Annotated in this window: 14 protein-coding genes and 1 tRNA gene; 11 read left to right on the top strand and 4 right to left on the bottom strand. The window is 48.0% G+C overall.

The features are described 5' to 3' along the window. The first annotated feature begins 12 nt into the window (after nt 1–12). The 4 genes from F1593_RS13055 to F1593_RS13040 all read left to right on the top strand — a co-directional run bounded on the left by F1593_RS13055 (nt 13) and on the right by F1593_RS13040 (nt 3,081). Complete coding sequence (locus F1593_RS13055) at nt 13–465, top strand: DUF5679 domain-containing protein (protein ID WP_149402009.1); 453 nt, start codon at nt 13–15, stop codon at nt 463–465. A 566-nt stretch (nt 466–1,031) separates the two neighbouring features. Further along, the gene (locus tag F1593_RS13050) at nt 1,032–1,544 is read left to right on the top strand and encodes a GreA/GreB family elongation factor (RefSeq protein WP_149402008.1); all 513 of its coding nucleotides are present in this window, start codon (nt 1,032–1,034) and stop codon (nt 1,542–1,544) included. 192 nt (nt 1,545–1,736) lie between these two features. After that, the gene (locus tag F1593_RS13045; protein WP_149402007.1) at nt 1,737–2,468 is read left to right on the top strand and encodes a hypothetical protein; all 732 of its coding nucleotides are present in this window, start codon (nt 1,737–1,739) and stop codon (nt 2,466–2,468) included. Between the two features lie 370 nt (nt 2,469–2,838). Next, nucleotides 2,839–3,081, top strand: coding sequence for a hypothetical protein (locus tag F1593_RS13040; protein WP_149402006.1), 243 nt, complete (start codon nt 2,839–2,841; stop codon nt 3,079–3,081). Nucleotides 3,082–3,100: 19 nt separating this feature from the next. On the opposite strand, the gene F1593_RS13035 is transcribed toward F1593_RS13040, so the two are convergent. The 3 genes from F1593_RS13035 to F1593_RS13025 all read right to left on the bottom strand — a co-directional run bounded on the left by F1593_RS13035 (nt 3,101) and on the right by F1593_RS13025 (nt 6,838). Next, nucleotides 3,101–4,423, bottom strand: coding sequence for a magnesium transporter MgtE N-terminal domain-containing protein (locus F1593_RS13035; protein ID WP_149402005.1), 1,323 nt, complete (start codon nt 4,421–4,423; stop codon nt 3,101–3,103). A 22-nt stretch (nt 4,424–4,445) separates the two neighbouring features. After that, nucleotides 4,446–6,116 carry a CTP synthase gene (gene pyrG, locus F1593_RS13030; RefSeq protein WP_149402004.1) on the bottom strand — a complete coding sequence of 557 codons (1,671 nt, stop codon included), beginning with the start codon at nt 6,114–6,116 and terminating at the stop codon, nt 4,446–4,448. Between the two features lie 71 nt (nt 6,117–6,187). Continuing rightward, nucleotides 6,188–6,838, bottom strand: a complete 651-nt coding sequence (locus F1593_RS13025) for an MBL fold metallo-hydrolase (protein ID WP_149402003.1) — start codon at nt 6,836–6,838, stop codon at nt 6,188–6,190. A 447-nt stretch (nt 6,839–7,285) separates the two neighbouring features. Between F1593_RS13025 and F1593_RS13020 the strand changes: the two genes are divergently transcribed. The 5 genes from F1593_RS13020 (at nt 7,286) to F1593_RS13000 (ending at nt 17,550) form a co-directional block, all read left to right on the top strand. Further along, complete coding sequence (locus tag F1593_RS13020; protein ID WP_149402002.1) at nt 7,286–8,047, top strand: glycosyltransferase family 2 protein; 762 nt, start codon at nt 7,286–7,288, stop codon at nt 8,045–8,047. Between the two features lie 183 nt (nt 8,048–8,230). Continuing rightward, nucleotides 8,231–8,479 carry a preprotein translocase subunit SecG gene (gene secG / locus F1593_RS13015; RefSeq protein ID WP_149402001.1) on the top strand — a complete coding sequence of 83 codons (249 nt, stop codon included), beginning with the start codon at nt 8,231–8,233 and terminating at the stop codon, nt 8,477–8,479. Between the two features lie 300 nt (nt 8,480–8,779). Beyond that, nucleotides 8,780–9,436, top strand: a complete 657-nt coding sequence (locus tag F1593_RS13010) for an SGNH/GDSL hydrolase family protein (protein ID WP_172632092.1) — start codon at nt 8,780–8,782, stop codon at nt 9,434–9,436. Next, nucleotides 9,433–12,690: an ABC transporter permease gene (locus tag F1593_RS13005; RefSeq protein ID WP_149401999.1), complete on the top strand. Its 3,258-nt coding sequence runs from the start codon at nt 9,433–9,435 to the stop codon at nt 12,688–12,690. The genes F1593_RS13010 and F1593_RS13005 overlap by 4 nt, the downstream gene beginning before the upstream one ends. A 618-nt stretch (nt 12,691–13,308) precedes the next feature. Then, entirely contained in the window at nt 13,309–17,550 is a 4,242-nt protein-coding gene (locus F1593_RS13000) for an MBL fold metallo-hydrolase (protein WP_149401998.1), read from the top strand. Between the two features lie 107 nt (nt 17,551–17,657). Here the strand turns inward: F1593_RS13000 and F1593_RS12995 are convergent, their stop codons facing one another. After that, nucleotides 17,658–18,824 carry a glycosyltransferase family 4 protein gene (locus tag F1593_RS12995; protein ID WP_149401997.1) on the bottom strand — a complete coding sequence of 389 codons (1,167 nt, stop codon included), beginning with the start codon at nt 18,822–18,824 and terminating at the stop codon, nt 17,658–17,660. Nucleotides 18,825–19,171: 347 nt separating this feature from the next. Here F1593_RS12995 and F1593_RS12990 point away from each other — a divergent pair, with 347 nt between their 5' ends. Together F1593_RS12990 and F1593_RS12985 are read left to right on the top strand one after the other, a co-directional pair. Beyond that, on the top strand, nt 19,172–20,023 hold the full coding sequence (locus tag F1593_RS12990; RefSeq protein WP_149401996.1) for an LLM class flavin-dependent oxidoreductase: 852 nt from the start codon (nt 19,172–19,174) through the stop codon (nt 20,021–20,023). Between the two features lie 685 nt (nt 20,024–20,708). Continuing rightward, nucleotides 20,709–20,782, top strand: a tRNA-Gln gene (locus tag F1593_RS12985). The last annotated feature ends 409 nt before the right edge of the window (nt 20,783–21,191 follow it).

The following is a 21,191-nucleotide window of genomic DNA, read 5'->3' as shown; positions in this document are numbered from 1 at the left end:
TGGAGGTAGTATATGGGTAAATCTATAAATTTGAAATTTGGTCGTCCGTTTGTCTGGTTATTTGCACTGATCGCATTAGGTATTTTCTGTCTACAACTGTGGTATACCCGCAAGGCTACGCCATCCCTGGAAAAGACAATTCCGGGAGAGGAAGCTCTGCCACCGGTAGTGAATATCCCGGAGACAGACGCTGTGGTCAATGTTGTTGACGTGGGATTACCGGCAGAAGAGCCAGTTGAAAGGCTTGTAGAGGAAGAGGTAGAGCCAGCTGTTGTGGAACCTGAGTCTCTGGAGCAGGCAACAGAGGAGTCCCTTGTGGCACCTGAAGCCTACTGTGTCAAATGTCGGATCAAACGTGGAATGCAAAATCCTAAACAAATTGTTACAAAGAATGGGCGCAATGCAATGGAAGGTGTTTGTCCAGTGTGTAACACACGACTCTTCCGCTTTGTGGCTGCTAAATAGTGTTATGATAAATTAAGCGCGTAGAGGGTTATCTTGAGCATGGTTCTACTGAGATAGGATGTAGAATAATCGGTAGCGGATGCACCTTGCAGTCGAATTTGTCGCGGGATGCGAGTTGAAACAAGTTCTTTCATACTCGTGAAAAAGCGAGGCAAATCACTTGACGTTCCGTAATTCTCAACGTATAATCTCCCTCATGTGTGTTGAGCATCTGCGTTTCGCGTTGCACCGAGGCGTGGAGTTATGCCGCCTCGATTAACAGGAAAGAGACAGCATCAAGTAGCAAGACGCGTAAGCATTCTCTATGCTGTCGCATATTTCATCCTCTTTTTGTCAAAAGCTTGCAAGCAAAAGCATTGTAGTATGATGTGCTTCTCATTGTCTGAAGGCCTGACAGCCTGAAGTTTGGATGGGATGATCATGAATGGATAGGTCCAAAAGCAGCACAAACAAGCGAAAAAAAGAAGAGTGATGAATCCTGTACGAACATTTATAAGTAATCAGAGGCAGAGATCGGGAATGGACCCGTTTGGGTCGAGAGCCTCACTACCAGGAGGAGTTTTACTATGAGTATTGGTGGACAGAGTGATGCATCTGATCGCAAAATCTATCGTTTAACGCCTGAGGGCTTTGCGAAAATGAAAGAGCGGCTAGATTATCTGCGCAATGTGAAACGCCGCGAGATCGCCGATTATATTCATGAAGCAAAGGAAGCGGGCGATATAAGCGAAAGCAGTGCATATGAAGACGCGAAAAATGACCAGGCTAAATTAGAAGGTGAGATCATTGAGCTTGAGCAGCGCCTTGCCTTGTCTGAAGTTATGACACCGGATATGCACGGGAACAAAGATGGGATTGTAGGTGTAGGTATGCAGGTTGAGGTGGAGACAGATCGTGGCACCAAGCGCATCTTTAATATTGTAGAGACTTTTGAGGCCGATCCTAAAGCAGGTTTGATTTCCGATCAGTCTCCTGTGGGCAAAGCTCTTATGGGACATCGTGAAGGCGATGAGGTAAGTGTTTCAACTCCTGGCGGCGTGACGACCTACTCTATCCTCTCTATTCGTCCAATGCTTTAATCGGTAAGTACAGCAGCGTTGCAGGACATCCTACAACATGGATGTCCTGTTTTTTTGTGGAAGGGTTCTGGTCCCCGGATCAAACTATTTATTGACACGTGCGATTTCCCCCGGTAATATAAATGAACATAGACATTGTTGAGTTGCTATGTGGTCACTACAGTGCCTGCTACAGGCACGAGGGAGCTTAAATTGGTAACATATGAAGAAATGACCGAATTGTTTATCAAAGCGGCTCGTGATCTTGGTCTTGCTACCCACCCGGAATTCTGGTTAAATACGCGTTCAATGGAACGTGAGTTTTCGTGTGTCTGCCATACAGGTTCCTGTGAGGAGGAGGAGACGCGGAGTTCTTGCCTGGCCTCCTTCTCTTGGGGTGTGCTGGATACCGCTCTTTCCAATGACGGCGCCACTGGCACCTGTGAGTTTTTCCATGATGCAGATCAAGATTGTGCGCATTTGCATACGAGTTCGCTTCCTCCTCTGATTGTTGATCTATCGTATTCACTGGCATTGAATGGGACCGCTATACCGGATGATGCGTTAGTATCCCTCTCGCAACTGGTAAAATTGCAGGCGAGTGAGCATAGCCGTCGTACAACCGAGACACGTCCTGCTGTAAGTATGGTCTTGCGCGAGAATCGTTTGTATCCAGAAGTATTAAATTTGCAGCAGCGCGTCGAACTTCCGATCTGGCATCCTGCCGGTATGAGTGGTCTGCACGATAACTCTGATACAGAAGAAGAGAGTATACAGATTCAAATCGGGGATAACGAGCTTGAGCATCTGCTGCTTGTTGATGAGCCACACCCGGAAGATTGGTTGCCCGAAACCATGATCGAGGTATGTGAGGATATCATGCAGGTATTAGCTGCGCTCGAGACTACGGTACCCGCCAACTCTTCCGACTGCCCCCAATCCTGATCCTGAGTTCATTCTAACTATTCTCATGAAATTGCTCCCAATTTCATGGTTCAGGGTGTCTCCCAATACAGTTCAAACACCTGCAATGATGAGGGAGAAGTGTAGGTGCGTGCCGAGGTCGCAACCGAGGTGCGCTTTCCCGTTCACGTACGACCATCTCGCCCGTAGGCCATTCTGGAGCTTTGGGGTGAGAGCGTCGTACGAGCAAGGGTGCATCGACCTACGCTGACGCTTCGTGCGATGCCTACGTTCTTGTTCATACATCCTCTTATTTCTCTGAAATTGGGAGCAATTTCATGGTTCAGGGTGCTCCGTTAGGAGCATGGCTTATTTGATGGAATTATAGAAAAGGCAGGAAGTCTTACAATGCTTGAGTTACGCCCCATATGAACGCACCGGCTTTGTTGAGGAGGATACTGTGGGACACTGGCGTTCTACCAGCCGTCCGAGACTGCAAATCTCCAGCCCTTCATCTTCTCCCAGCCGAGTTGAGTTGCTACGACGCTCTGGATTTGAGTTGGTACGTACCTTGAAGCATATGCGCCATGGCAAGACAATATCTTCTTGCCAGCGTACTAAAATGTATGGACTGGCCAGTTTCTCTTTAGGCTGAGCAATGGTTGCGTTTCTGGCTAATACATGCGTATCGGTTTGCGGCGACGCTCAACTGGCAACAGCACATCCAGGGCATCGTCTACGGTTATAACGCCTTCTATGATGCCTGTTTCACCCACTACAGGAACTGCAAGGAGATTATATTTAGCCAGTGTCTCAGCCACCGTACGTGGATCAGTGTCTGGCTGTACTGAGATCAGATTGGTCTCCATGATCTCTTGTAGTAATTGAGTGGGTTGAGCCACAATCAGATCCCAGATCGAAACAACTCCCAATGGCTGACACTCATCCTGTGTCTCATCCTCAACACAATAGAGATAGGCGATACGGACATCATTTTTGATGATATTTAAGCGTACCGCTTCCAGTGCTTGCTGGATAGTGCGTGTCTGATTGAGAACAATATAATCGGTTGTCATCAAGCCACCAGCCGTATCAGAAGCATATTCCAAAAGATCCTGTACATCTTCCGATTCTTCCGGCTTTAACTGTCGTAACAATTCTTGCTGCCGATCTTCGGGCAATTGTCCTAGCAGATCTGCTAACTCATCGGGACTCATATCGTGCAGAATAGCAACGGCTCGCTCTGGAGCAAGGTTTTCCAGGATTTGTGCCTGGCGTTCGGTGGCAATTTCTTCCATGGTCGCGGCGGCAGTTTCATTATCAAGACGCTCGATCAAGCGCGTCCCCTGCTCAACGGTGATCTGGTGGACAATCGTGGCGATATCTGCGGGATGAAGTTCTGAGAGGTGTCCAGTAAACGAGCCAGGTGCAGGTGGTACTGCCTGTTGTTGGATGATTTGTGACTCGCTTGTAGGATGTTCTGGATCATCTCTATGTCGTGTGGAGGAGTGAATTAACTCGATATCTTCCCAGGGAACCAGGGTTGTCGTGGTGGGCTGGTTAATCGCATGAGATAACCAGGCCGGGGCCAGGCGGCGTACCAGCCCTAAAGGACTTTTATCGACACCCAGAATCTGCCAGCTATCGCTGAAACACAGATCATTCACCCGCACCGTTTTCTTGTGCTCAAGATCAATGATCTGTTTATCCAGCACCTCCTGGGCCAGGCGAATCTCTTCCTCCTGGGAAGGGGGCAATGATTGAGCGAACTGCTTATGGGAAGCGCGCAACTGCCACTGACCATCCTTACGCTCCAGTGCAACAGGCGCTATCCGTTCAGGTTGCTTGTCTTCGACATCCACCAGCAGCGCGCTGGGGTAGACCGCGTCACTCTGGCCTACCTGCGCTGCCAACACGAATATATCAATGATTCTGCCCACACGTACCTGCTGTTGATCGACAACAGGCTCACCGAGCAGTTGGCTCAAGTACATCATAGTTTTTTACAACTCTTCAGTTTTATAGCTCTACCCGTGAGTCGGGTAATACTTTGCTGGGTTCCAACGCCAAAGTATCCTGCTGTCCCTTATGATACTTCACGCTGGCCCCGATAAAATCGCGGAACAGTGGATGTGGATGCGTCGGGCGACTCTTGAATTCTGGATGGAACTGCGAGGCGACAAACCAGGGATGGTCTTTCAGTTCAATAACCTCTACCAGACTATTATCAGCGGAGCGACCACTGACAACCAATCCATGAGTTTCCATGCGTTTCCGATAGTCGTTATTGAATTCATAGCGATGGCGATGTCGCTCAAACACAATCGGCTCGCCATAAGCTTCGTGAGCCTTTGTACCAGCCATCAGACAACAGACCCAGTTACCCAGACGCATCGTGCCACCTTTATCGGACACATTGCGCTGTGTATTCATGAGATCAATGACAGGATTGCTATTCTGGGGATCAAATTCAGAGCTATTGGCATCTTTCATGCCAAGCACATTACGCGCGAATTCGATAACCGCAACCTGCATACCCAGGCAAAGTCCTAAATAAGGAATGTTGTTGCGGCGTGCATAGTTAGCCGCCTTGATTTTACCCTCGATACCGCGATGCCCAAAGCCACCAGGTACGACAATGCCTGAGACATCTTCTAATGCCTCTTCGTAGTTATCACCCATCTGTTCCAGGGCTTCTGAGTTAATCCATTTGATATGGATATCCATATCATGGAACCAGCCAGCATGATGGAGAGATTCGGCGACTGAGAGGTAGGCATCATGTAATTCAACATATTTGCCGACCAGACCGATGGTTACTTCAGGACGTGGGCTCTTGATGCGCGACACCAGATTGCTCCACTCTTCCATATGTGGTTCATGCTTGGGCAGGTTGAGTTCCTGTACCAGATACTCACCCAGACCGGCCTGTTCCAGCAACAGAGGAACCTCATAGATCGTATCGGCATTTGTCATCCCGATGACCGCTTTTTCCTCAATATTACAGAACAGCGCAATCTTCTCGCGTAACTCATCGGGCACAGCATAGTCGGAACGACATAAAATAACATCGGGCTGAATACCAACGCGTAGTAGCTCTTTTACGCTATGTTGTGTTGGCTTGGTTTTCAGTTCTTTGGCTGCGCCCAGATAGGGCAGTAAGGTCACGTGGATATAGAGCACCTCGCGCCGTCCCACGTCTTTACGCATCTGGCGAATGGCCTCTAAGAAGGGCTCACCCTCGATATCGCCAACGGTACCGCCAACCTCAACCACTACCACATCCGCATCTGAATGGCGAGCCACCGCACGTATGCGATCTTTAATCTCATTGGTGATATGTGGAATAACTTGAATCGTACCGCCGAGATATTCTCCGCGTCGTTCCTTCCCAATCACCGAGGCATAGACCTGGCCTGTGGTCACGTTATTGGTTTGATACGATGGCTCATCGGTAAACCGCTCATAGTGACCGAGGTCCAGGTCTGTTTCCGCGCCATCTTCTGTCACGAAAACTTCACCGTGCTGATAGGGGGACATTGTACCGGGATCGACATTGATGTAGGGGTCCAATTTCATGAGCGAGACGGAGACTCCGCGATTTTTGAGGAGACGCCCGAGTGAGGCTACACTGATACCTTTTCCTACTGATGACGCCACACCGCCTGTGACAAAGATGAATTTTGACATAGCTTCGCTTTCTCCTTATATCGGGAGCCTTGCCTTGAGCAATTGAAACAGTGATACTCTCTTCACGGTACTTACCGTGGTGTTAGTAACACAACCTGCATCGTGGCTGGCAGTGAATTCTTGGTAACGGTAAATTTGGGTTGTGGTTCAATTGCTTCAACGCCCATTTCGCGGAAAAACTTATCTAATTGAGCCGGTCGCTGCTCATCGGGTGTTGGATGATAGTGCATTGGAATAACCACATGCGGCTCAACCTGACTGATAATTTCCGCAGCCTGAGTTGCTGTGACCGATTTCCCGCCACTAATGGGTACTAACAACACATCGGCATCTGCAACGGCTTCTAACTGCTCTTCTTTTAATGCGTGACCCAGATCGCCTAAATGACAGATCACAAGATCGTCCATATGTATGACATAAATAGTGTTCCGCCCATGACTTTTCCCATGTTCATCATCATGGTAGGAGGCAACACCAGTGATTAGCACTTCGTTAATTTCATATTCACCCGGTCCACGTACAACGCGTGGATTCCCACCCACACCCTGTACATAGTTATGGCCTGGATGATTGTGACTGATGGTAATAATAGAGGCGTTAATCTTACTCAGCGTTGCGGGTGGTTCCGCGCTTTCTTGCTGAGGAGTGAAAGGATCAGTAATTAAATTGACGTTTTTGCCACGTAACTGAAAGCAAGAGTGGCCAAGCCAGGAAATTTCCATAACTGTAATACTCTCTCACATAAGTTCGGGCGGGGACCAAATGTCCTCGCCCGGATTCTATTGTATCATACGGATAAGTGTTCTACAAGAGACGGCTTTTGTGGGTCAACAGGTTTTTCTCTTGCATGGTGGAGGGGTATTTTTGGTCCTACTTTTTTTCATTACGCTCTATTTAAGATATAATCAGCGATGGACAATAAACGAGCAGGCCGGAAAAATACTTGTCTATAGAGAACTTGTATGAGATTTTATCTGGTTATTTGCTTCATCTGTTTCTTGTCTTGTTGCATGTAAAAGAATAACCTCAAGCGGTCTATAACTATTTTATACTATAGATAGTGAGTGTTGTTTCTATATCCATACTCGTTCGTCTAGTCAATATGGATTTACTTTTTTGTAGTTATTTTTAATGAGAATACTTTATCCTTTGGAAGGTTGGTCTATTAAATGCTTATTTCTGTTGTTGTTCCTGTCTATAATGAAGAAAAGACAGTTGCTCTTATTCTAGAAAAACTTTCTCAAGTACCATTGACGCTTGAAGTAATTGTAGTGGATGACGCTTCAACAGACCGAACCTGGGAGATTTTGCAGGAAATTCGGCAAAAGGCTCCCTTTGATACCTATCGTTATGTACGCCATGAGCATAATCAAGGAAAGGGTGCAGGCTTACGCACCGGTTTCCGTCTGGCAACCGGCGATTTAGTGACTGTGCAAGATGCGGATATGGAATATGATCCATTGGATATTCCTCCTCTGGTGCGTAAATGGGAAGATGCTACCCGCGCGGGACATAAGAAGGTGGCGGTCTATGGTTATCGCAATCTGAGCGAGCAGAAGTTTACCACTCGTTGGGGCAATCGTTTCTTGACTGTACTCACTAACATCTTGTTTGGGAGTCGTATCCATGATATGGAGACCTGCTATAAACTGATGCCAGGAGCCGTCGCTCATGCTTTACCTATGACCGGTCGACGTTTTGAGATTGAGCCAGAAATTACAACGTGCATCCTTAAATCCGGTTATCGTATTTTTGAGGTGCCGATCAGTTATTATCCACGCGAGGATAAAAAGTTGTCTCCCTGGAAAGATGGCTGGCCCGCACTGGCTATGCTGTTAAAGCAACGTGTGGGTAATACCACTCCCTCATCGGCTACTGATGCGCCACAGGTGAGTTTTGTCGAAGCAGAGCATGTGCCAGTTGAAAAATAGGGACAAAAAAATCTCTGGACTCTGGAATGTGCATTCTCTCATGCGCATTCTCTCTCTCTAGTATCAGGGATCTTTTTGGGTTGGTGCAAGTTATCTCGACGGCTGAAAGGGATTATGATATAATCTCTCAGAAATTGTTTCATTTCTGGTTGATATGGGTTAGCACGAAAGAGAGGAACGCTCTTGCTGCAACAGTGGATTCCGGCTATTCGCATTATTCAGATGGTTCTGAGCGTAGCCGTGGTTGTGTTTATTTTGTTACAGGTACGTGGAGCTGGCCTGGGCAGTGCCTTTGGTGGCAGTAGCGCCGGTTCTATTTTTAAGACACGTCGCGGTGTTGAGCGCCTCGTTTTTAACGCGACAATTGTTTTCATTGCCCTTTTTGCGGTGGTCTCTATTGTGAGTGCTATGATTACCGCTCGCGGCTGGTAAATCCTTTTGGCCCGATCTTGAAAAAGATCCACTGACAAGTTGTGGATCTTTGCTTCTTTAACCCGGTAGAATGCCTGAATACGTTACTGTACGAAACTTAAAGACATCTGGCGTGTGGTGATTTGTAGAGCGTACATTTTATATGGATGGCTTCATACTGAATGGGTTATGCAGAAGGTATAGAGCATGCATATAGCGGGTCCAATATTGTACCAGAGACTGTTGAATAGGTTACGTTCATCCTTTGCGATGAAGTGCTCTTTATTCAACAGTTTTTTTTGTTTATGTAGCGCTATTCTCTTGCTAACGGCTTGCGCCCCCATCACTGCTCCTTTGCTGTCAATCCCTCTGCAAACTGCTCCTCATACACATATCACGTATGTAGCCATTGGTGCCTCGGATACCTTTGGGACCGGGGCCGATGATCCCGCGACACAGTGCTGGCCTGCGGATCTGCTCCATAAATTGGGGTCAGACGCACGTTTGATTAATCTGGGGGTCCCCGGTATCACCACCCATGATGTGCTGACTATCGAGTTACCTGTGGCATTGGATACCCATGCGAATCTGATTACGGTCTGGTTAGCCGTTAATGATCTGGTCGATCAGGTGCCCGTGACGAGTTATCGTCAGGATTTGACATCGTTGCTGCAACGTTTGCGTGTGGCTGATCCACAGGCGCAGATCGCCGTAGCGAATGTACCAGATCTTACCTTGTTGCCACGCTATCAACAGAGTGATGTGCAGGCGCTACGCTCTACAATTCTAGCTTATAATGCGGCTATCGCCAGCGCAGTCCAGCAGAAGCATATCAGACTGGTGGATCTCTATCAGCAATGGCAGAGCCTGGCGGGTCATCCAGAGTATATTAGCGATGATGGTTTTCATCCCAATGAGCGTGGATATGCCCAGGTAGCTGCTATCTTTTATCATAGCTTGCAGATAGATAAAGCATGACACAATTTTTTGGTATTCCAATTGAACTTCTGACTTCTGTGCTCCTGGTGATGACAGGTGTCATCGTCGTCAGTATGTTCTTGCTAATAGCAGGCAATCTCATCTTTTTTCGTATTGGCGTGCGCAATGTGACACGCCGGCGAGCACAGATGAGTTTGATTGTGTTCGCATTGATGCTTTCCACGACGCTCTTATCCAGCGTGTCTGCGGCGGGCGATGTCATGACATCCACTGTCCAGAGCGTCGCAGTCTATAATTGGGGAAATATTGATGAACTGATCGAGGGAGGACATGGAGCGCTGGGCACCTATCCAGAAGCTGTTTATCATGATGTGCAGCAGCGCGCTCAACATGTCACAGCAATCGCGGCGGTTGGAGCGGATCTGAAAGAGAGCAATTTGTTGATTGCTGATCAGACATCGCGTCAGGTGCGCTCAAATGTTGGGGTGCTGGCTGTCTTACCTGGCAGTGAAAGAGGTTTTGGTGGCCTGACTGATCTCTCTACTCAGCGGCAACGTCCCATTTCTGCCCTGGCGGATAATAGCGTCTATCTCAATCAAACCTGTGCCACCTTATTAAATGCTCACGTTAGAGATCGTTTATATCTCTATGCGGCAAGTTGGCCGGGACGGCGCTACACGATGACGGTGCGGGCCATTGTTAGCAATACCAATATTGTGGGTGATCAGCCCACCTTGATCAGTAATCTGCATTCTTTTCAGACGATTGAGCATGACGCCGGGCGTATCAATCAAATTATGATTGCTAATCGTGGCGGTGGTGGCGTGAATGGTATATCTCTGTCCCGTCAGGTAGAGGATCAATTGAATGCCTGGCTTCCTGCTGATGTTCATGTTATTCAGGTAAAGCAGCAGGGCGTGCAAAATTCCCAGCAAGCGCAAGAGATTTTTTCGAGGATCTTCTCGCTCTTTGCCTTGTTTGCATTGGCAATTGGTTTGTTGTTGATCTTTTTGATCTTTGTCCTGTTAGCGGCGGAACGGCGCACTGAGATGGGCATTGCGCGTGCTATCGGGGTACAGCGGCACCATTTGATAATAACGTATCTTTTTGAAGGTTGTGTTTATGATCTGCTTGCATCCTTCATCGGGTTATTGACAGGATTTGGCCTGGGGGCTGTCTTAATCTATTTCCTTGGTCCTGTACTCGCTCGTTTTAATTTTCCACTCAAGTTTAACTGGCAAATCCATAGCCTCGCACTGGCCGACTGCCTGGGATTGATTTTTACTTTTGGATCAATTGCGCTTTCAGCCTGGTTGGTGAGTCGCATGACGGTAATTGAGGCGATCAGGGATTTGCCAGAGCCGACCCCGGTTCGGTTTTCGTTGCGTGAACAGGGCCAGCGTATCAGTCAATTGCTGCAACAATTATGGCTGTGTTTGCGTCCTGGACGACCAAACTGGCGGTGTGGACGCAGAATCCTTTTTGAGCATTTGCCAGCCGTGCTATTCAGTATTCTGGTTACTTTGATGACCGCAGGTATTATCCCCTGTCTGATCGGTATGCTTCTGCTCCGTCTGGGTTTGCTCACTTTTCAGATCATCCCCTTTTCATTGGGATTGTCCCTCTGTGTATTCGGTGGAGCATTACTGCTAAAAGCGATCTTGTTGCGGGGCCTGACATTACGGTGGCTCCATACTCATGCCGAACCGCAAGCTGATAACTTCTATCGCTGGTCGAGCCTTATTGATGGTCTTTTTGCTGCTGTGGTTGGTCTGGCGTTGATGGCGTACTGGGCTTTACCATTTGATATTCTGAGATCGTTGGGTTTACCTCGTTTTCAGAGTGGCATTGAAGTCTTTTTTGTCGCTGGATTTATGATGATCCTGGGAACTGTCTGGGCGTGTATGGCTAATGCTCGTGTATTGATGGCCCCATTGCTGTCCCTTTGTGCACGCATGGCTGGTATCTATGTCGTGTTGCATCTGGCTCTGGCCTATCCCTTACAACGCCGCTTTCGTACTGGATTAAGCGTGGTGATGTTTGGACTGGTGGTATTTGCCATGACGACCATGGCAATTATCACAAACGCGATGCAAAATTCTTATGTCAATATTGCTACCCAGACGGGAGGCTATGACATTCAGGCCACCGCTTATTTTAAAACTGTGCCTGATTTACAGAATTCCTTGTCTGAGCATGGGATTAATCCTCATGACTTTACTGCAATTGGTGTACGTCAGACCACCGCAGTCGGGGTCCTACAACCGGAAGCTCCCTCCCCGCGCTGGTCAGTGTATCCGGCTCAGATTGTCAGCGGTGGTTTCCTTGAGGGATATGGCACACATCTTACGGCACGTGCAGATGGCTTTGCCAGCGATGCGGATGTCTATCGTGCCCTGCAAAAGCATCCCAACTATGCTTTGATTGATAGCAGTGCCTTGCCATCTGATGCCAATAGTTCAGCAGTCTATGATCCCACCACTTCAACAACCCGGGCACCCGCGCTGCCTCCCAATATTGATCCACAGTATCTCTTTTCGATGGACGGCATTACGCAGCACAACACATCATTTCCCGCTGTTCCCCTGTGGGTGATCGGTATTCAGGGACGTTCCGCTACGAAATTAACCGTAATAGGGGTTGTTGATAACAGTGATGCAGCCCACTTTGGTTTGTATATTTCACGGGCCGCCTATAGCGCCTCAAGCGTGGGGGTACTTCCGAGTAATCCTCCATCCACTCAGTCGGAGAGTTATTATTTTAAAGTCGCTCGTGGTCAGGATGCACGGCAACTCTCACTGGCATTGGGTTCAGCCTATTTGGACAATGGACTGGAGACGACGGTACTGGAAGATGTGATCTGGCAGGTTCGTGGACCCCGTATTCTCCTCAGTGATGTCCTGTTAGCCGTGGTTGGTTTAACATTACTCCTGGGTGTGGCTGCCTTAACGCTGACGGGCACGCGAGCGGTGATTGAGCGCCGACAGCAGATAGGAATGCTCAGGGCTATGGGCAGTTCGCGCACATTGATTCAATTATCATTTCTGCTTGAATCATTTCTCGTCGGGGCTTCAGGGAGCATCCTGGGAGTGCTGCTGGGCATGATTCTGGCGCGGAATATTTTCGCGGCTAACTTTTTTGAGCAATACCAGACTGGACTCGCCTTTAGCATTCCCTGGTCACAATTGGCATTAATTGTCGCCATCTCTTTGCTCGCCTCCTTTCTTGGAGCCCTCCTTCCGGCATGGCAAGCAGGTCGCGTCGCCCCGGCCGAAGCACTCCGCTATAGTTAAACTCAAGTAGCCGTAGCCGCCACCCCTTTATGGGTGGAGACGAGCGAAAACCGTGCCTCGTGGCGAGATCGCGCCCGTCACGCTTTGTAGCCATATCATAACAGCGGTAGAGCGAGGTGTGCATAGGGATTCACTCGTAAAGGGTGGCTGCTACGTATCCTTCGAGTATTTATGTGTCGGGTATGGGGTGGATTGCAAATATTAGCAGTATGAGGTTTATAGTAACTTCCTATGATTAAAAAGATTGTAAAAGTATCAATCTATGAGTTAGAATAATAACAGAGAAATTGTTTTCTGTCCCATTTTATTTCACCCCAATTCTAGTGAATAAGAGGTTGTCTATTGTAGAGAAATCGATTTTGCAAAGTTGCTTCGCCATTCTTTCCTGTGACAGTGCCGCGAGAAAGTCGCCACAGCGGTGTAGAGACCTTAGTTTTACTGGTGCATTGTCTTTATCTACAGAGAATGAAGGGTGTTATATCCATGAAATACTCGCATATGTGTTTGCAAGAGTGCCTCTCTAGCAAGCAGTGTATGTAAAAGTTGTACATAGAAAGATTGCTTAGGTTGGTGGTGTACTTATCTGTTACATCATCATTGTATGACGAAGGACTGTCTATGCACGTATTATTTGTTGGTGGCACCAGTGAAGTTGGCGCCAGTTGTCTTGCAGTTCAAATCGCCAATCAATGGATCGTGATTGATGCTGGTGTGCGTGTTGATCGGAGTGCCGATCCTTTGCCTGATTTTGCCTTGCTTGAGGGTAAAGATGTGCGCGCGATTTTTGTAACACATGCACATGCCGATCATATCGGTTCTCTTCCCCTGTTGCATCAGGCGTATCCCACGGCACCGATCTTTGCCTCTCGTGCTACGGGATTATTGATGGAAGTGATGCTGGCTGATGCCCAGCGCATCATGCAGCGTCGTGCTGTGGAAGAGATGGAACTTCCCCTTTATCCAAATGATCTGGTTGAGCGAATGTTAAACCAGGTGCGCCCTTTGCCCATTGGCGAAGCAGTCCTCATTCCTGAGTTACCAGATCTCACGGTAATTGCCAGTCTGGCAGGACATATCGCTGGTGCAGTCAGTTTTGGCTTTGTCGCGCCTGATGGCTCACTGGTCGTGTCCGGGGATATCAGTGTGACGGATCAGCGTACCGTGGCCGGTGCACAACCACCACCGCTCGAGAAGCCCGATTTATTAGTATTAGAGGCGACCTATGGTTCGCGTTTGCATGCCAATCGACAGGCGGAAGAGCAACGTCTGGCGCAGGCGGTAGCTGAAGGAATTGAGCGTGGTGGGCCAGTCTTAATTCCTTGTTTTGGCCTGGGCCGTGGACAAGAAGTCTTACTGCTACTGGTTGATGCCCAGCAGCGCGGCTTAATTCCAGAGTTCCCTATCTATGTTGATGGTCTGGTGCGCCGTGTTTGTTCCACGTATCATCTCTTGCCAGAGGCCCTGACACCTCGTTTGATGCGCCAGATTCGCAAGGGCTATTATCCTTTTGCTGGTCGACGCATTACCTATGTTAAGGATGAGCATGACCGTGAGCGTATTCTGGCAGGCGAGCCAGCATGTATCATTTCTAGTTCCGGTATGCTGACGGGTGGTCCGAGTGTCTGGTATGCAGCGCGTCTGGTCGCGAATCCACTGGCCTCAATCCTGATTACCAGCTATCAAGATGAAGAGTCACCGGGTAAGCGCTTACTCGATATAGCTGAACATCGTCAGGAGAGCCTTGAATTGGATGGTGTGACCGTCCCTATTCATTGTCAGGTAGGAAAATATAGCCTGTCCGCTCACGCGGATGCTGGAGAATTGGCAAGTTATGCTGCCGCGCTTCAGCCCCAGCACGTTGCCCTGGTGCATGGGGATGATGAGTCTCGTGGAGCTTTGCGTGCTCGCCTGACAGATACACAGGTATTGTTGCCGGATAATGCCTCTGCGTTTACAATTACTGGCGGCCACGTGATCCATTCTGCGGTAACACAACAGAAGGTCATTCCTCTCTCTGAATTGACGAGTGGCGTGGGAAAGGGCACCATATTTGCACCTGAACATGTCGAAAAACTCTGGCAGGCGGTCTCTCAGGTTCCGACATTGCGCATTGTCACAGCACGTGAACTGGCCTTTATCTGGGAGGGCCATGCTGATGAGGGGACGATTGCTCGTATTCTGGATGTGTTAAAACAAGATCCACGTTCGCGCTATTTCATGCCGCATCGAGCGCTGGAAGAAGCGTTTTATGTACGTGGAAAAAGCATCTCTTCTGAGCTCTTCAGTGATCTTATTGGACAGGTGCTCTTTGTACAGGTCGCTTTTGGTGGGAGCCCGATGCCCGCATTATGCCGTGGATTATTGCCAACAGCCTCTGTGCGTGTGCAATTTGCACCCGGTGTTTCGGATCGTATTCGTTATGCCTATTCAGCAATCCTGGATGTGTTGGGACCACTCCCTGAGCATTTAGAGGAACGCCAGGTCTCTTCTTATCTTCTGGAACTCAATCGTCAGGCGAGGATATTGCGCCGTTCGTTGTCTGTGCATAAACTCGCCAACCTTTGCCAGGAGAATGCGACCTATAGCTTAAGTGATCTCTGTGAACTGGCAGGTGTCTCTGCGAACGCGTTGGCTGATCGTTTAGCTGTAGCGGATCTGGTACAACGTTCTTCCTCCCTCTTTTATGTTCAGCAAATGCCATTATATGAAGAGGGACAGACGTTGTATACGCTGGCCCCGAACTGGCAAGAGGTAGTAAAACGCAACGAGAATGAGTCATCAGGCGTGCAGATTGATCGTCGAGCCATTTTACAGATCATTGAGCAGCATATTGGTAATCCTCCAGATCTCTATCGGCGGCGTTTTGATGCGGAGAGTGGAGATGTTATTCTCTCGTTCCATTTCCCTGATATCGCCAGAAAAAAATATCAGCAGGCTTTAAGCGAGGCGGCTGAGGAGGCCGACGTCACCATTGCTATCTCTCCATACGCACATCAGGATGCGCTTGCGGAGGTGGCGTGTCAGGTTTTACCTGAGGGTTCAACCATCCAGAGCCATCCTTCGGTCTACCAGGAAACGAAATATATTCATTTTGAGGCGACCGGACAAACAACTCCTCAGGCGCTGAAAGAAGCACAGGCTCGTTTCCGCGAATTAACCGGCTGGCATTTAACCTTTACTGGTATCACTATCGGGGCCATGGCTGTTCCACAGGCACAGCCCGAAACGGTTGCGGAACCTGTACTCCCTAAACTGTCCGGTGTTGAGGATGCGGTAAGTGTAGCTGAGCAGCGCTTGAATAATTTGCCTGGCTTTATGCAGGTCGAGTCCAATGAAGATGAGCATAGCTTGATCCTCTCATTTCTCTTTCCAGATATTGCGCGTGGGCGGTATGCAGCGCTCTGGCAGGAAATTGCAGATACCACAGGTTGGTCTGTCAAACTGGTGCCAGTGGCTTCACGTGATGCCTTGATCGAGGTTGCCAAAAGATCTTTGCCTGATGGTTTGGTCTGTGTGGGTATTCCAGAGGTACTTTCTCAGCAAAAGGTGGTCCGCCTCATTTATGATGGTCATGATTCGCAAGAGGATATCAATGATGCTCGTACTGAGTTCCAGGTTACAACTGGTTGGATGCTCTCTTTGATTTATGGCTCGACGACAGTGTCGATCCCGGCCAATAATTATCCCGGCAATTATCAATATCCTCGTGCAGGCGGCGCTCACACGTCCGAGAAACCCTATCGGATGGAAGATGCATTACATTATGCACAAGATCTCTTGAAGCTATTGCCTGGCTATCTACGGGTGAAGGTGGAGGCTGATACACGAACGCTGGTGCCCCGTTTTACTTTTCCCGATATTGCTAAAGAGCGCTACGCAGCCCAGCTGGCATCGATTACTGAGGTCACTGGTTGGAATGTCCGTTTGCATTTAATCATTTATCCACCTGCGCTGAAGGAGGTTTTGGAGTATATCTTGCCTGAAGGGATATCTTGTATTGACACTCCTTCTATCTATCAAGATAAACGCAAGGTTGGGATTGTATGTGTCGGGAGCATATCCCCGGATGCTGTTGTGGAGGTACAGCAGAAATTCCTGGAGGAAACGGGTTGGAGTTTGGAATTGCGTGGATCTTCCGTTGAGCCAACGCTAGAAGAAGTTCTACAGGTGAAAGCTCCGGCAGTATCTAGGATGCAGGCCATGCTTCGTGTTGTAGAAGCGTTTGGATCAGCTCCTGATTTCTATCAGATTGGAGTCGATGATCGGCGTCTGGTCCTCTGGTTGCATTTCTATTTTCCTGAACTGGCACGCATCCGCTATGGTGCGGAAATTGAGCACCTGTCTCAGGAGATAGGTTGGAATATTGATATCGATAAAGATGTGCATCAAAAGGCATTGGTTGAAGCGGTATTGCATTTACTCCCCCCGCATGTCACCATTATCGGGAAAAAGGCCGTCTTACATGAGCAGCTTACTTTGCGGCTAACTTGTACTGGTAGCCTGGATGCAGATGAGCTCCAAACAATCCAGCGGTGTTTTACCAGAGAGACTGGTTGGAACTTGTTGCTGGATTTTTCCGGCCAACATGCCTTTTATATCGCATCGCAGGCTCAGGAAGGTGTACAAGAAAGGCATAATGAAAACGTGCGCGCAGAGCGAGAGCCTATGCTGGAGCATGATGCGCAGGCGTTTGTCCAGGCCCGACTGGCTCAGCATGGTGTGGTGCAACGCCAATTGGTCGATGTGATGCGCCATATTTTATTGGTGCATTTCAAGCAGTCCAATGGGCAAAATAATATTGATATGCATCTATTGACTGAGTTGGAAAAGGAGACAGGGTGGCAAATCAAACTGGCCTGATAGTGTGTGCCATGCGGTAGCAGGTTTGTCTATCTGGAACAGCCTCACTGAATACTCTTTGGTGAAGCTGTTCCGGGTCGCTATAATGTTGACCGCCAGTGCCATTGTTAAACAGAGAGCATATTGTGAGTATTGATGGGATGCAATGGTTGGGTTGAGATATGTGAAGCTTCACGTGCAGAAAAATTCCGTGCTGCAATCTCATTGGTATAGATGTGCAGATACTTTTCTGCCATGATGCGGGATGAAAAATACTGTTCAGCATGGTCTCGTACATCTTCACGTTGGATTTCATCGATGTGTTTGATATACGCGATCATTTCATGGAGATTGTGCGCGAGGAATCCACTATGTCCATGATCAATCAGCTCTGGCGCAGCTCCACGTGCCAGGGAGATGACTGGACAACCAGTTGCCATCGCTTCAATCAAAGCCATTCCAAATGGCTCATCCCACTGTATGGGATGCAATAATCCGCGTGCCTGACGGAGCAGGTTGATCCTATCCCGCGTCGAAGCTAGTCTTACCGTGCGAATTTGCACACCGTCAATAGATGGTTTAACGAGATGGCGATAATATTCCATTGCGTCTCGGTTATATTGCTCTTTCACGCCCGCGAGGAGGAGTGGTACCCCGGCACACTTCGCTGCCTCAATCGCCAGATGAGCCCCGTTTTCATACGTAAAATGTCCCAACCAGACAAAGTAATCCCCTGCGGAAGGAGCCGTTGGCGTGTACTGATCGAGGCGTAGACCATTGTGCACAGTACCGACAAAACCTGTTGTATGAGAGACGCGTCGACGAGCATTTTCACTGATTGCAACCAATGAGACATGGTTCGCCCATTCCATGAAATAGTGATCCGCATCGCCAATCCAGTTATCCGTCGTACGATCAAATGGGAAATAGGCATGCAGCGTTGTCACATGGGGCGTCGTCAACATGGTTGCCAGTGGGAAGATGTACATATCGCTACTCGAAGAGAGATGAGTATGAACGACATCAAAATCATGTTCAGCAACATATTCTAATGACTTATGTAAATGGTAATAGGCTTTTAAATTCGCCTGCCAGGGAACGCCCTCAGTGAGCAATGATTTTGGAATAAAGGAGACCTGTTTCGCCGCAGTATGGGCATCGGCGGGGGCAAATACTGTTACCTCATGTCCAAGCTCGACTAACTCTTCAACAAGTTGATAAATAACATTCTCGGTTCCTCCATGGGCTTGTGGAGGAAGTGAAACCCAGGGGGGAGCGATCTGCGCAATTTTCATACCGTCTTGACTCCTTCACTATCTTCTGGCCGAACATCTATTCTATCGTTACGCGTAGAGCGGAATCTTGACGCTTTATTTCATATTCTCAATGATCGAAGTATCCAGCAAGCTTTCATTCCCGATGCCATAAATACTTACATCATCTGTGTGCATATATATAGACTACACTTTGCTAAAACTATTAAAGTAGTCATGGTTGGCTTCCGTCTTGATGAGATAGTGTTTTCAGAATGGCTATCCGTGTGTTGTGATGAAGCTGTGAATGTGTCGGTGGGTGATCGTGGCTGAAAGTAGCTTAAAACTGTCGTATAATAGAGACCAAAATAGAAGCACGGAGACAATGAATGAAATTTGGTATTGCAATTCCTAATTGCCATGGCGATTATGCTGATATACATCTGGTAACACAGGTTGCGCATGAGGCTGAAGAGGCAGGTTGGGATGGTTTCTTTTTATGGGATCATATTGGCGATAAATGGGGGGATGAAGTAGGCGATCCCTGGGTTATGCTGGCGGCAATGGCGATGCGGACACAGCAGATCAAATTAGGGACGATGGTAACTCCGGTCACCCGTCGGCGGCCCTGGAAACTGGCGCGTGAGGTGGCGACGCTGGATCATCTTTCAAATGGGCGCATTATTCTGGGAGTGGGTTCTGGTGGTGGTATTGAATATGTCAATTATCATGAGGCCGCCGATAGCAAAACCTATGGTGAGCGCCTGGATGAAGCACTGGAGATCCTGACATTGCTTTGGAGCGGTGAGCATATTTCATACGAGGGCCAGTATTATCAATTGGATAATGTGCGCCATTTGCCACGTCCGGTACAACTACCACATGTCCCTATCTGGGTTGGAGGGGTCTGGCCGAATAAGAAGCCGATGCGTCGCGCTGCCCGCTGGGATGGCGTAGTTCCAATTGGCAAAGCTTTGAGCTTTACGCAGCAAATGACTCCCGAGCAAGTTGGAGAATGTTTCCGCTATGTACGCTCCCAGCAAAGTGAGGAGCGTCAGGCACAGCCATATGCGACTGTGCAATGGGGACAACTAGAGGGCAAGGATCGCGGCTATGATGCCGCTCTGGTCTCCGCATATGAAGAGGTTGGAACAAACTGGTGGATTGAAAACATCACCTGGGAGCGCGGTTCCTTGCAAGAAATACGTGCCTTCATTCAGCAAGGCCCTCCCATTCGCTAATATATTTAGTGGGCTGTCATCGACCAGTTAAAAAGCAAGGGGACAGCGTTCTCAAGCAGGAGAAACCGCAATCCTCCTGCCGCCGATGGCGGTTTTAATCTTTTTGCATAAAAGCAGTGTCAGGATTTTTAGCAATCTTACAGGACAATTTTGTGTTACAGACATGATTTCATTTTAAGGTGTTCATAGGAATTCAATGGAATATATGCTTCGGCAATAGATAGCATTCAATTGGATATATTAATGTTGTGTTATAATCGACCACATTAAAAAAAGATAAAGAAATTCTGACAATGACTACAAAACTATATTCTTGTGCACTTGCTTGTGTTATAAATGATAGTAAGAAAAGTAAACGTTGGGGTTTTCCCTGATGTGTAAACCATTAAGCTTAGCTCGCTCATATGGTGTCATCTCTGGTTATTGAGATGATGGGGAGAAAAGGGTCCGCGCCCTATTCTCTCCCTTTTTTATGTTGTTTCCCATGCTTCCCTTTCGCTGCCTGGGGCGGGCAAAAGAAGAGGAAGCTTTTGGGGACACTTCAAACTCCGGCAATAGGCTGGCCTCCCTTTGCAATCCCACTTCCGCTCACCCCATAGGGAATTTTTGAAGCTCGTAAAATTTGCTGAGTAAGTGTATTGACAACCAGCAAAGAAAGAGCTATTATAAGGGAAGTAAAGCATATTGGAGTGTCGTCCAATGGTAGGACATCTGACTTTGAATCAGGTAATCGGGGTTCGAATCCCTGCACTCCAGCCATCACCTGAGAAACCAACAAACCCCTCCAATCAGACTCATTCTTCTTGCAGAGATATAATCCAGCACAAAAACCTTCATTCTTACTCCTTCAAACTCTCTTCGTGATCTTACATACCTGTATTTTATTTAGCGTACTAAAAGGGTCGGTGCGCATTTTATTTTGTTGGCCTTGCTGCGTTTACAAGGGTAGTATTTAAGTTACTATTTATTCAGCGCGATCAGGCGTCGTTGCTATTCTTATTGGCTTTCTTCAGTACTTATAGCGCTTTTTTTTGTTATTGCTTGAATAAATCAAAAAGTCCTCTTAAATAGTTTCTCTTGACATAGAAAATATTAAATGTTATATTGTATATAGTGGATATAGCGATTAGTAATAAGTAGCATAGACATAAGCATTGCGTCGGACAAA

The organism is Dictyobacter arantiisoli (assembly GCF_008326305.1).
Lineage (GTDB): Bacteria > Chloroflexota > Ktedonobacteria > Ktedonobacterales > Ktedonobacteraceae > Dictyobacter > Dictyobacter arantiisoli.
This window is presented reverse-complemented; position numbering and strand designations above follow the sequence as displayed.